This window comes from Ornithinimicrobium sp., from assembly GCF_030537745.1.
Taxonomy (GTDB): Bacteria; Actinomycetota; Actinomycetes; order Actinomycetales; family Dermatophilaceae; genus Ornithinicoccus.
Map to the genome: position 1 here is coordinate 1 of NZ_JAUNVI010000073.1, position 12,198 is coordinate 12,198.

The 12,198-nt window shown below is 69.1% G+C and carries 11 protein-coding genes and 1 pseudogene; 4 read left to right on the forward strand and 8 right to left on the reverse strand.

Annotation, left to right across the window (positions count from 1 at the left end; genetic code table 11):
• Positions 1-320: pseudogene (locus Q4P07_RS12410) on the reverse strand (acetyl-CoA C-acyltransferase); the annotation flags it as partial.
• A gap of 90 nt (positions 321-410) precedes the next feature.
• Positions 411-1,946: an amidohydrolase gene (locus tag Q4P07_RS12415; protein WP_303375231.1), complete on the reverse strand. Its 1,536-nt coding sequence runs from the start codon at positions 1,944-1,946 to the stop codon at positions 411-413.
• Between the two features lie 73 nt (positions 1,947-2,019).
• On the opposite strand from Q4P07_RS12415, the gene mce reads away from it, so the two are divergent.
• Together mce and Q4P07_RS12425 are read left to right on the forward strand one after the other, a co-directional pair.
• The gene (gene mce / locus Q4P07_RS12420) at positions 2,020-2,505 is read left to right on the forward strand and encodes a methylmalonyl-CoA epimerase (protein WP_303375232.1); all 486 of its coding nucleotides are present in this window, start codon (positions 2,020-2,022) and stop codon (positions 2,503-2,505) included.
• Between the two features lie 41 nt (positions 2,506-2,546).
• Positions 2,547-3,815 (forward strand): AI-2E family transporter, encoded by a 1,269-nt coding sequence (locus Q4P07_RS12425; RefSeq protein ID WP_303375233.1) that lies wholly within the window; start codon positions 2,547-2,549, stop codon positions 3,813-3,815.
• Positions 3,816-4,160: 345 nt separating this feature from the next.
• Here Q4P07_RS12425 and Q4P07_RS12430 read toward each other — a convergent pair whose 3' ends face one another.
• Positions 4,161-5,843, reverse strand: a complete 1,683-nt coding sequence (locus tag Q4P07_RS12430) for a 3-hydroxyacyl-CoA dehydrogenase family protein (RefSeq protein ID WP_303375234.1) — start codon at positions 5,841-5,843, stop codon at positions 4,161-4,163.
• Between the two features lie 94 nt (positions 5,844-5,937).
• On the opposite strand from Q4P07_RS12430, the gene nucS reads away from it, so the two are divergent.
• Both nucS and Q4P07_RS12440 read left to right on the forward strand, forming a co-directional pair.
• Positions 5,938-6,633 carry an endonuclease NucS gene (gene nucS / locus Q4P07_RS12435; protein ID WP_303375240.1) on the forward strand — a complete coding sequence of 232 codons (696 nt, stop codon included), beginning with the start codon at positions 5,938-5,940 and terminating at the stop codon, positions 6,631-6,633.
• 22 nt (positions 6,634-6,655) lie between these two features.
• Positions 6,656-8,182 carry a gamma-glutamyltransferase gene (locus tag Q4P07_RS12440; RefSeq protein ID WP_303375235.1) on the forward strand — a complete coding sequence of 509 codons (1,527 nt, stop codon included), beginning with the start codon at positions 6,656-6,658 and terminating at the stop codon, positions 8,180-8,182.
• Positions 8,183-8,239: 57 nt separating this feature from the next.
• Here Q4P07_RS12440 and Q4P07_RS12445 read toward each other — a convergent pair whose 3' ends face one another.
• From Q4P07_RS12445 to atpD, 5 genes are all read right to left on the reverse strand, one after another.
• A complete protein-coding gene (locus tag Q4P07_RS12445; RefSeq protein WP_303375236.1) occupies positions 8,240-8,932 on the reverse strand; it encodes a cob(I)yrinic acid a,c-diamide adenosyltransferase in 693 nt (230 codons plus the stop codon).
• 79 nt (positions 8,933-9,011) lie between these two features.
• Entirely contained in the window at positions 9,012-9,440 is a 429-nt protein-coding gene (locus tag Q4P07_RS12450) for a DUF2550 family protein (RefSeq protein ID WP_303375237.1), read from the reverse strand.
• 7 nt (positions 9,441-9,447) lie between these two features.
• Positions 9,448-9,732 carry a F0F1 ATP synthase subunit epsilon gene (locus Q4P07_RS12455; protein ID WP_303375238.1) on the reverse strand — a complete coding sequence of 95 codons (285 nt, stop codon included), beginning with the start codon at positions 9,730-9,732 and terminating at the stop codon, positions 9,448-9,450.
• A 39-nt stretch (positions 9,733-9,771) separates the two neighbouring features.
• Positions 9,772-11,115 carry a uracil-xanthine permease family protein gene (locus Q4P07_RS12460; RefSeq protein WP_303375241.1) on the reverse strand — a complete coding sequence of 448 codons (1,344 nt, stop codon included), beginning with the start codon at positions 11,113-11,115 and terminating at the stop codon, positions 9,772-9,774.
• Positions 11,116-11,259: 144 nt separating this feature from the next.
• A partial coding sequence (atpD, locus tag Q4P07_RS12465) for a F0F1 ATP synthase subunit beta (RefSeq protein ID WP_303375239.1) occupies positions 11,260-12,198 on the reverse strand: 939 nt, incomplete at its 5' end.

Genomic DNA, 12,198 nt, shown 5'->3' on the forward strand with positions numbered 1-12,198 from the left:
CGGATCAGCTGGTCGGCGAGCGCGATCGCGTCCAGGCCGGAGAGGCAGACCTTGTTGATGGTGAGCGCGGGGACGCCCATCGGGACGCCGCCCTTGACGGCCGCCTGACGCGCCGGGATCTGGCCGGCGCCGGCGGTGAGGACCTGGCCCATGATGACGTAGTCGACCTGGTCGCCGGCGATCCCGGCCCGGTCCAACGCCCCCTTGATGGCGAAGCCGCCCAGGTCGGTGGCGCTGAATCCGGACAAGGAGCCGAGCAGTCGGCCCATCGGGGTCCGCGCTCCGGCGACGATGACGGAAGTGGTGGTCTCGGTGCTCATGCTGCTGCGCCTCCAGCGTCGGTGGTGGGTGCTCGTTCTTGACCTCCACCTTAGTGCCCCGGGCCGAGTCGATCTGGGGCGGTTCGCGGCTTACCCGCCGTGCACGACCTGACCGTCGAGCACGGTCGCGGAGACGTGTATGCCGCGCAGCAGCCGCGCCTGGTCGCCACTCGTCCCATCGGCGGCGCCGAGCGGATCCTCATCCAGCAGGATGAGGTCTCCGCGGCCGCCGACGCTCAGCCGCTGACCGTCGACGGAGGCCGCGAGCGCCTCGCGCACGCTGAGCGCCTGCTCCGGGTGCCAGCTCTGCCCATCTAGCGGTCCCCGGTGGACGGCCGCAGCCATCGCCAGCCACGGATCCAGCGGCGAGACGGGGGCGTCGGAGCCCAGGACGACCTCGATCCCGTGGTCGAGGAAGCTGCGCAGGGTGAAGGTGTGGCCAGACCGGTCCGGCCAGCACTGCTCCGTCACGGCACGGTCGTCGAGGAGGTGGGCCGGCTGGACGCTGGCCCGCACCGGTAGCCGCCCCCACAGCTCCAGATCGGTCGGTGCGACGAGCTGGGCGTGCTCGATACCGCCGACGGCGCCCGTCGAGGCAAAGACCGTCAACGCTTGGTGGACAGCGGCATCCCCGATGGCGTGGATCGCCACGTGCAACCCCCCTCGGTGGGCCCTGTCCATCAGCTCGTGCAACTCGTGCGCCGACAGGTTCGCCGCGCCGTAGGGGTCCTCGAGCCGGTCCCCGTCGGCGTAGGGCTCACAGCACCACGCCGTACGCGTGTTGAGCGAGCCGTCCGAGATCACCTTCAGTGGGCCCATCGTGACCAGACCCCTGGTGCCGGTGACGAGGTCGCCGGTGCGTACTCCCGCCGCGATCACCTCCTCCAGCCCCTCGGCATACACCCCGACGCGCGCGCGGACGAGCGGCATACCCTCTGCCTTGCGGTGCCGCCACTGCTCCCAGGGGCGACCGAACTCCAGGTCGGTCAGCCCGACGATGCCGAGGGTGTGCGCCGCTCGGATCGCGGCAGCGACGCCGGCTTCCCCCTCCTCGTGCACGCCCGGCAGCGCGCTGAGTCGGTCATAGATGGCAAACCATGGCCCTTCGGCGATCACCCCCGCGGTCGGGGCTGCCCCGACCAGCGCGAGGGCGCTGCTGTTGAGCCAGCCATGGTGCCCGTCCCCGCTGACCAGGACGATCGGGACGTGCGCGCTGACCTCGTCCAGAGCGGCCACCGTCGGCTGCACGGCCCAAGTGGCGCTGCGGTGTCCCCATCCGGTGACCACCCCGCTCGGGGGCAGCGGGCCCGAGGTCAGGCGCGCCCGCACCAGTGCCTGGGTCTCCTCCACCCCGGTGACTGCGCCCGTGTCCAGCCGACTCTGGCCCAGTCCCCACTGCGTCATGTGGACGTGGTGGTCCCACAACCCCGGCAGCGCCCAGCGTCCTTCACCGGACATCTCCACGGTCCCCTCGGGCCGCTCGAGCGCCACGCCGATCGCTGCGATCTGACCGTCGATGACCAGGATGTCTCTGCGCCCTGGATCTCGAGACGATCCCGGACCGGTCTGATCGGCGTCCGTGTCCAACGGCACGATGCGGACGTCGCGCACGATCACGTCGGTCATGGCTGCACGCTAATCCAGGACCACCGGTGAGTGAGAGGGCCGTCCCCACCACCAGCCGTCTAGGCTGACCAGCATGAGCGCAACGCCAGACCGTGCCGGCCCCCAGGTCGGCGCCGCCCTGGGCCCTTTTCTCGTCGCTATCGACCATGTCGGGATCGCGGTGCCCGACCTGGACGCCGCCATCGCCTTCCAGCAGGCCGTGCTTGGCAACCGCCTCGTGCACGAGGAGATCAATGCGGAACAGGGGGTGCGGGAGGCGATGATCGCGGTCGGACCGCCGAGCGCCACCGGAGGCGCCGAGCCGACACTCCTGCAGCTGCTCGCGCCGATCGGGCCAGACTCGACCATCGCCAAGTTCATCGACCGCAACGGCCCAGGCCTGCAACAACTGGCCTACCGGGTCAGCGACGTGGACGCGGCGAGCAGGTTGCTGCGCGAGCGCGGGCTTCGTCTCCTGTATGACGAACCGCGACGCGGCACCGCCGGATCCCGCATCAACTTCATCCATCCCAAGGACGCGGGCGGGGTCCTGGTCGAGCTGGTCGAGCCAGCAGAGTGACCCGGCGCAGCCGCGGCCGGACGCGCATCGCCTCCAGCATGATGGGGCGCCTGCGACCTCGGAGGGTCCCCGGCACCGGCCGGCAGGCAGTCCGTCGCTGGCAGGACTACCGCGAGCGCCAGTTAACGGTGCTCGCGGAGAGCAACCGGTTGCAGCGCGAGCAGCTAGACGGCCCGGGGGCCGCCCACACCTCGGCCGGACGGCCCGCTGAGGTCACCAACACTTCGGTGCCCGCGGCATCCTGGCGAGTCGGCGCCGTTGCCGCCGGCCCGACGCAGACGTTCTCCCCCTTCTACATCGGCTTCACCTTCGCCCTGGGTGCCCTCCTGGCCTGGCTCCTGGTGCAGAACTTGACTCGGCTCACCTCCGTCTTCACCTTCATGCTGGTCGCCCTCTTCGTGACGCTAGCGCTCGATCCGGTCGTGCAATGGCTGACGCGACAAGGATCCTCACGAGCGGCAGCGGTGACCCTGGTGTTCGTCGGGCTGGTCGCCGTGGTCACCGCGATCGGCCTGCTCGTGGTGCCACCGATCGTGACCCAGGCGACCTCGCTGATCGAGAGGGTCCCTGGCTACCTGCAAGACGTGGGGAGCTCGCCCTGGCTCAACGACCTGGACGCGCGCTACCACCTCGCGGAGCGGCTCACCCAGGAGATGGACAAGCTGGCGACCGACAAGGAGATCATCTCCACCGTCTTCGGTGGAGTGCTGGGCGCCGCAGGCTGGGTCGCGGGCAGCGTCTTCGGCGTCTTTACCTCGGTCATCCTGACGCTCTACCTGCTGGCCACGCTCCCCTCCGTCAAGGAGGCCGGCTACCGTCTTGTCCCGCACAGTCGCCGCCCCCGCGTCGAGCGGATCTCCGAGGAGATCATGCGCCGCGTCGGTGGCTACGCGTTGGGCCAGACGGTGGTGGCGAGCATCAACGCCTTCTGCTCCTGGATCGTCATGCAGCTGCTCGGGGTGCCCTACTCCGCGGTCCTGGCCGTCCTCGTCGGGCTGCTCGGGCTGATCCCGCTAATCGGCGCCACGCTCGGGGCCGTGATCGTCGGGCTCGCCGCCCTCACCGTGAGTCCGACCACCTCACTAGTCGTGCTCATCTACTACGTCATCTACCAGCAGATCGAAAACTACTTCATCGTCCCCAACATCATGCGTCGCACCGTCTCGGTGCCCGGGGCGGTCACGGTGATCGCAGTGATCATCGGCGGGACCTTGCTGGGGGTCCTCGGCGCACTCATCGCCATCCCCGTGGCCGCTGGTCTGCTGCTGATCTATCACGAGGTGCTCGTCCCCCGCCAGGACGCTGCTTGACCGCCGACGTGCCCCTCAAGCGTAGGAGCCACCCGGTCGACGTCGGTCCCGGGCCGCCCAGCACACGCTGTGCCAGTGACGTCGATTCTCCACGGTCTGCATCGACATCAGCGGCCAGACCACGGTGTGCGCTACGTCGGCACCGACCTCCCCTTGGCAGCCTGGGCAACGATAGGTCCGACCCGTGACGTTGGGCCGCACCTGCCGCACACCCCACGACTGGCCGGCATAGCTGATCTCAGTGATGGCCGGGGTGCGCTCCGGCGCGGGCGACCCGCTCGTCCGCTTGGAGGCCCGCCCGGACCTGCGCGGCCGGTTGGATCGTGGCACGGGCAGCGTGGTGGGTCAGACGTTGGTGAACGGCAGGTCGAGCAGGACGCGCTCGACGAGCAGGGGCGAGGCCGCGACGGACTCTGGCGGGAGGCCAGAACCGCTCCAGGACAGTTCCTCACATACGGCCAGGACCTCGTCTGCCCCGATCCGGTCGATCATGGCAAAAGGACCCATCGGATAGCCGAGGCCATACGTGAGCGCTGCGTCGATGTCCTTGACCGACGCATAGCCCTCGTCCAGCATCCGGACGGCATCGTTGAGGTGCGGGATCAGCAGGGCGTCGACGACGAGTCCGGGGCGGTCACGGCAGACGACCGACTCGGCCCCGATCTGGGCGATCACTTCGCGGAGCAGCGAGATGGCGCAGTCCTGCGTCACGGACGTCCGTCCGACCTCGATGACCTGACCGTTGTCGGTCGGCTCGTGGACCCGGAGCACCACGCTGCGTCCCGGACGACCCGACAGCGCCCCCAGCGCCACCGCAGCGACACTGTTGACGGAGGCCAGGACCGTCTCTGGGCCGGTGAGGTCACCCAGCTCGGCGAAGAGGTCGTCCAGGTCTGCTCCCGGCAGTTCGTCGCCCTCTGACAGCTCCTCGAGGTCGTCGAGGTTCAGGTCCAGTTCCTGGGCCTCGATGACCAGGCCCACGTCAGCAAGGCCGGCTAGCTCGGCAGAGTCCTGCGGGTCAGCGACCTGCACCACGACATACCCGCCGGCCTCGAGGCGCGAAACCAGCTCCTCGGCGACCTCGCCGGTGCCGATCACGCCGACCGAGCTGAGCCCAGACTCGGCGACAGCGGCAGGGGTCTGCGCGTCGTCGACCACCTGGCCGCTCCCGGGCTTGGCGTAGGTGTAGAAACCCCGACCGCTCTTGCGTCCCAGCAGTCCGGACGTGACCATGCGCCCAAGCATCGGGCTCGGTGCGTGCATCGCTGAGCGCGTGTGCACGTAGATGACATCGCCGATGTGGTCGCAGACGTCGAGGCCGACGAGGTCGATCAGCGTGAGGGGACCCATCGGCAGTCCCGCGCCGACGCGCATGGCGGTGTCGAGGTCCTCGCGCGAGACGTGCCCGTGCTCGATCATCCGCAGCGCCGAGGTGAAATAGCCAAAGAGCAGGTAGTTGGCGACGAACCCAGCGCGGTCCTGCACGACCACCGGTTTCTTGCCCAGCTTCTTTGACAGCGCCACCACAGCTTTGGCCAGGGCCGGGTCGGTACGCAGCGTGGTGATGACCTCGACCAGACGCAGGACCGGAGCCGGGTTGAAGAAGTGCATGCCCAGGACCCGCTCGGGATGCTTGGTCCCCGCGGCGATCTGCGTGATGGACAGGCTGGAGGTGTTGGACGCCAGGATCGCGTCCGGGGCGAGGATCTCGTCGAGCCTGCCGAAGACCTCGTGCTTGAGCGCCAGGACCTCCGGGACGGCCTCGACCACCAGGTCGGCCGCCGCGAGCTCGGTGAAGTCGGTGGTGATGGTGACCCGTTCGAGGATGCGCGTCGCCTCGGCCTCCTCGAGCCTGCCCTTAGCGACCGCCCTCTCGGTCGAGGCGGTCAGGATCGCGTGGCCGCGGTCGGCATACTCCTGGGTCGTCTCCACCCCGATGACCCGCAGCCCACCCCGGGCGAAGACCTCCACGATGCCGGCACCCATGGTGCCCAGGCCGATGACAGCGACAGTGCCAATCTCACGCATGGGTCGATCCTCTCAGACCGGGAAGGGTGAGTATGTCGTCGGGCCGGACCCCGCGCGGCTGGTCTGCGGCATCGACCCCGTTAGGGTGGCCGACGTGCGTGTTGTCATCGCCCAGTGCACCGTGGACTACCACGGGGCACTCCAGGCCCACCTGCCCCTGGCTACCCGTCTTCTCATGGTGAAGACGGATGGCTCGGTCCTCATCCACTCTGACGGTGGCTCCTATAAGCCGTTGAACTGGATGGCGCCGCCGTGCACGATGACAGAGGTGGAGCCGGACGAGGTCGAGCGCGAGCAGGGCGTGCAAGCCGTCTGGCTGGTCCGCCACCGCAAGCGCGAGGACACCCTGCGGATCCTGCTCCACGAGATCGCCTCAGACACCAGCCACGACCTCGGGACCGATCCTGGGCTGGTCAAGGACGGCGTCGAGGCGCAGTTGCAGTCACTGCTCGCCGAGCACATCCACACGCTCGGCCACGGCTACCGACTGGTCCGCCGTGAATACCCCACCGCGATCGGACCGGTGGACATCTTGTGCAAGGACGCGGACGGCGCGACGGTAGCGGTGGAGATCAAGCGGCGGGGCGAGATCGACGGGGTCGAACAGCTGACCCGCTATCTGGAGTTGTTGAACCGCGACCCCATGCTGGCGCCGGTGGAGGGCGTCTTCGCCGCCCAGGTCATCAAGCCACAGGCCCGGGTCTTGGCGACCGACCGGGGGATCCGCTGCGTCACCCTCGACTATGAGGCGTTACGTGGCATCGACGACGCCGATTCCCGCCTGTTCTAGCCACTGCGGCACAATCGAGTCCATGATCCATCAAGCGGCGATCGCCGCTCCTAATGCGTATGCCGCCCAGGCCGCCCAGCACGCCCTGGGAGCTGGCGGCAACGCCGTGGACGCAGCCATCGCCGCGATGGCCGTGGCGACCGTCACGGAGCCCGGCGTGATCGCACCGTTGGCCGGCGGCTACCTCAACATCTGGCCGACGCACGGCGATCCGATCGTCATCGACGCCAACATCGAGATGCCCGGTCGTGGCCAACCGCAGGAACGTTTCGGCGCTGGGCTGATCGAGGTCGACAGCGACTACGGCGGCGGGATGAAGACCTTTGTCGGGCCGGGCTCGGTGGGGACGCCCGGGATGATGGCCGGGATGGGGTGGGCCCACGAGCGCTATGGGAGTGCGCCGTGGCACGAACTGATGCAGCCGGCGGCCGACGTCTCCCGTGCTGGCTTTGCGTTGAGCCGGACCTCGCAGTCCTACCTGGCCCTGGTCTACGACACGATCCTGTCGTGGGACCCCCGCACGCGCGCCCTGCTCACCGCCGAGGGCGAGGCACCGCCCATCGGCCACCCGATCCGCGACGAGCAGCTCGCCGCCACCCTGGAGCAGATCGGCCAGGAAGGCTGGCAGAGCCTCTACACCGGCGACGTGGCCCACGCCATCGACGCCGACATGCGCGACCGCGGCGGCCTGCTCTGCGCCGCCGACCTCGCGGCCTACCGCCCCGTCATCCGCCCAGCGCTACGCAGCCAACTCGGTGACTGGGACCTGGCCTGCAACCCTCCACCGTCGATCGGGGGTCCGGTGCTCACCGCGATGTTGCGGCTCCTCCAGGCGGTCGAGGGACGCGCCACCCCCGCCCGGGCGGTGACCCAGCTCAAGAATGTGCTTGACCTGCGCCTAGACAAGCTCGACACGGCGGAGGACCTCGCCGCCGCCGGTGCCGAGTTACTGGCCACGCTGCACGACATCGGCTCGCTCGGCCTCCCGCAGTCGGCCTCGACGGCGCACGTCTCGGTGGTGGACGACGAAGGGCTGGCCTGCGCCTTCACGGCGTCGGCTGGCTACTGCTCGGGGATGACGATCGGCACGACCGGGCTGATGGGCAACAACGCGCTGGGTGAGCTGGAGCTCAACCGCCTGGGCGTGCACGCGCTCCCGCCCGGCACCCGGCTCGCCTCCAACATGGCCCCCACGACGGCACGACGCTGCGACGGTGCCATCCTGGCGATCGGCACGCCCGGCGCGGACCGCATCACCACGGCACTCGCCCAGGTGATGACGCACACCGCGCTGCACAGTGAGGACCTGCAGACCGCTATCGACCGGCCCCGCATGCACCCGCGCCGACTCGAGGACGGCAGCACCATGGTCGAGCACGAGCAAGACCCGGTCATCGCCGCGAGCCTGGACGAGGCAGGGATCCCCCGCCACGAGCACGGCCGCTTCGCGATGTACTTCGGCGGCGTCGGGGCCGCGATGCTCCACCCCGACGGGCTCCTGGAGGCCGGCGCCGACCCACGCCGTGCCTCCGCGACTCTCGTCACCTGAGGCGACCGGGATCTCTGGGGTCTCCAGCAGTTCGGGCCGACAGAGGTGGCGAGGCCCCTATCCCTGCGCTCCTTCGGCGTCGTCGCTGGTCGGGTCGTCCTTCGTGGAGGCCGCGCGGCGGCGCTTCACCGGGGCCTCCCCACGGCCACCGCCGGGCTGCCAGAGGACGTCGCCGTCACCGGCGAGGTTGGCCACGCGGGCCAGGATGAAGAGGAGGTCGGAAAGTCGGTTGAGGTATTTCGCGGTCAGCGGGTTGACGCCACCGACACCCTTGGGCGCACCCTCGGCCGCAGGCTCGTCGCCATACTCCGCTAGCGCCGCCCACGCGCTGCGCTCGGCGCGGCGGGCGACCGTCCTGGCAACCTGCAGGTGCGCGGAGCCGGGGCTGCCACCGGGGAGGATAAAGGAGCGCAGGGGGGAGAGTTGTGCGTTGTAGTGATCGCAATCGGCCTCGAGCTCATCGATCCATTCGGGCTTGACGCGCAGCGGCTCCCAGTCATAGTGAGCGCGTAGCGGCATGCAGAGGTCCGCGCCAACATCGAAGAGGTCGTTCTGGATCCGGGTGAGCGTGGCGGCGACCTCCAGCGGCACCGGTCCGCATGAGATCGCGACCCCGATCACCGAGTTGGTCTCATCCGTATCGGCGTAGGCCATGATCCTGCGATCAGTCTTGACGGTGCGCCCGTTGTCCCCGAGGGCGGTCGTGCCGGTGTCGCCGGTGCGGGTGTAGACCCGAGTGATGTTGACCATGGCTCGATCGTGCCACGACGCGCTGGTATGCCGTGGGGCGGGGAGGGTGGCCACGCCGTCGTGCCCGAGGTCGCACGGCTCAGGCGATGCTGGCGTTCCAGCCCGGTGGGACCGCCTCGACCCAGGCACGGAGCGCGGTGTAGTGCTCCTCCCCCATGGCGAGGTCGAAGGTCGCGGTGCCGTAGGTCACGGGGACCTGGATCAGGCCGCCGCGGCCGATCGCGGCGGCATCCTGGCCGACGACGGCGCTGGCGATGCCCAGGTCGAGGTTGCCTCGGAGCCAGGGCCCGGCAATAAGGCCGCCCGGCCCCTTGAGGGCGAGACGGTCCTGATGGAAGCGCAGCGTGGCCGCCCGCCAGTCCTGCCCTGGCACTCGGTAGGCCGTGCTGATCGGCGGACAGACCAGGCTCAGGTCCGCCACGTAACGCAGGGTGAACATGCCCAGCCCGAAGATCACCAGCGCGCCGAAGACGGCCAGGACCACCACCAGGATGAGCGGGTCCGGCATACCGAGCTCAGGCGTTCTTGCCCAGAGAGTCGAGGTCGGCGGCGTCGACGTTGTCGGCGACGATCACGACCCTGTCGCTGTCGACAGAGAGGAAGCCGCCGTCGATCTTGACGGTCGAGGAGGCGCCCTGCGTCTTGATCCGGATCTCGCCGGTCACCAGGACGCCCAACAGGGGGGCGTGGCCGGGCAGGACGCCGAGGTCCCCGTCAATGCTGCGGGCGCTGACCATCTCGGCCTCGCCCTCCCAGACCTTGCGGTCTGCGGCGACGAGCTCGACCTGGAGTGCACTCACGTGTTGTTCCCTTCGGCTGGACTAGCGGCTCATCCCAGTCTACCGGTCGACAGGGTCTGCCCATGACGGGTCACTGATCTCTGGCGCGGGGTTGGTCGACCCGCCCATCTGCAGGTGATCTTCGCCCGAGACGGCACCGGTCAGCGAGTTGATCGCGTTCATCCCGTGGTAGAGCACGAGGGCGGCCGCGGTGCCCAGCGCGATTCCCTCGAAGGTGAAGTCACCGACCGTGGCCTTGTAGTTGGCGATACCAATCACCAGCGAGACCGCCCCGGTGGTGAGGTTGATCGGGTTGCTGAAGTCGACGCGGTGCTCCACCCAAATACGGAAGCCGAGCACGCCGATCATGCCGTAGAGCACCGTCGCGGCGCCGCCGAGCACGCCGACCGGCACGGTCTGGATCGCGGCACCGAACTTTGGCAGGAAGGCGAGGACGACGGCGGTGAGCCCTGCGACCCAGTACGCCGCGGTGGAGTAGACCTTGGTGGCCGCCATCACGCCGATGTTCTCGGCGTAGGTCGTGGTCCCGGAGCCGCCGCCCAGGCCGGCCAGCGTGGTGGCCAACCCGTCGGAGAGCAGGGTGCGACCGATCAGCGGGTCGAGCGCATCCGCGGACAGCTCGGTCATCTGCGCGACCGACTTCACGTGGCCGATGTTCTCGGCGACCAGGACCAGCACGACAGGCAGGAAGAGCCCGACGACATTCCAGTGGAACTGCGGTGCCATCAGAGCCGGTGCACCGACCCAGTCGGCCGCCCCGATCGCGGCGAAGTCGACCTCGCCACGGAAGGCCGCCACCGCATACCCCACCAGCACGCCCACCAGGATGGACAACCGCCCGAGTAGGCCACGAAACAGGACCGTGCACAGCACGATCCCCACGATGGTGGCGAGCGCGGTGACCGGCGCCTTCTCCACGCTGTCCCACGCTGTCGGGGCCAGGTTGAGACCGATGAGGGCCACGATCGCGCCGGTGACCATTGGCGGCATCAGCGCGCTGATCCAGGCGTGCCCGATGGCCTGCACGAGAGCGCCCACGAGAGCCAGCGTCACGCCTGCCATCACCACTCCACCGAGTGCGCCGGCCGGGCCATGCATCCCCTGCGCGGCGGCGATCGGGGCCAGGAAGGCGAAGGAGGACCCCAGGTAGGAGGGGATGCGGTTGCGCGTCACGAGCAGGAAGATCATCGTTCCCAGCCCGCTGAACAACAACGTGGTGCTCGGCGGGAAGCCGGTGATCAACGGCACCAGGAAGGTCGCCCCGAACATCGCGACGACGTGCTGCATACCGATGCCGATGGTCGGCGGCCAGGCTAGCCGCTCACCCGGAGCCACCACCTGCCCCGGCTGGATCCGATAGCCGTCGCCGTGCAGGCTCCACAGACTCACCGCAGTCCTCCTCGATCTGGACAGTCCAACGTGATGTGGCCGTCCGAAGGAGCGGCCCGCGCGATCCTATCGCTGCCCCGATGACGAAGGGCCGGCAGTCCCTGCGGCTGCCGGCCCCTCGTCATCTCAGTCTTCAGCTCAGCTGTTCTTCTCCAGCTCAGCGGCCTGGCGCTCGACGTCGTCGAGGCCACCGCACATGAAGAAGGCCTGCTCCGGCACGTGGTCGAAGTCACCGTCGGCGACCTTCGTGAAGGCCTCGATCGTGTCCGCCAGCGGGACGGTCGAACCCTCCAGGCCGGTGAACTGCTTGGCCACATAGGTGTTCTGGGACAGGAAGCGCTGGATCCGGCGCGCGCGGCCGACCAGGATCTTGTCCTCCTCGGAGAGCTCGTCGATGCCGAGGATCGCGATGATGTCCTGCAGCTCCTTGTAGCGCTGCAGGATCGACTTGATCCGGACCGCCGTGTCGTAGTGATCACGGGCGATGTAGCGGGGGTCCAGGATCCGGCTGGTGGAGGACAACGGGTCCACCGCCGGGTAGATGCCCATCGAGGCGATCGGGCGGGACAACTCTGTCGTCGCGTCAAGGTGCGCGAAAGTCGTCGCCGGAGCCGGGTCGGTGTAGTCATCAGCGGGCACGTAGATCGCCTGCATCGAGGTGATCGAGTGGCCACGGGTGGAGGTGATGCGCTCCTGCAGGGTGCCCATCTCATCCGCCAGGTTGGGCTGGTAACCCACCGCTGAGGGCATCCGCCCTAGCAGCGTGGAGACTTCGGAACCGGCCTGGGTGAAGCGGAAGATGTTGTCGATGAAGAGCAGCACGTCCTGCTTCTGCACGTCGCGGAAGTACTCGGCCATCGTCAGCGCAGACAGCGCGACGCGCAGGCGGGTGCCCGGCGGCTCGTCCATCTGACCGAAAACGAGGGCGGTCTGGCCCAGGACCCCGGCCTCCTCCATCTCGACGATGAGGTCGTTGCCCTCACGGGTGCGCTCGCCGACTCCGGCGAACACCGACACACCACCGTGGTCGCGGGCGACGCGGGCGATCATCTCCTGGATGAGCACCGTCTTGCCCAC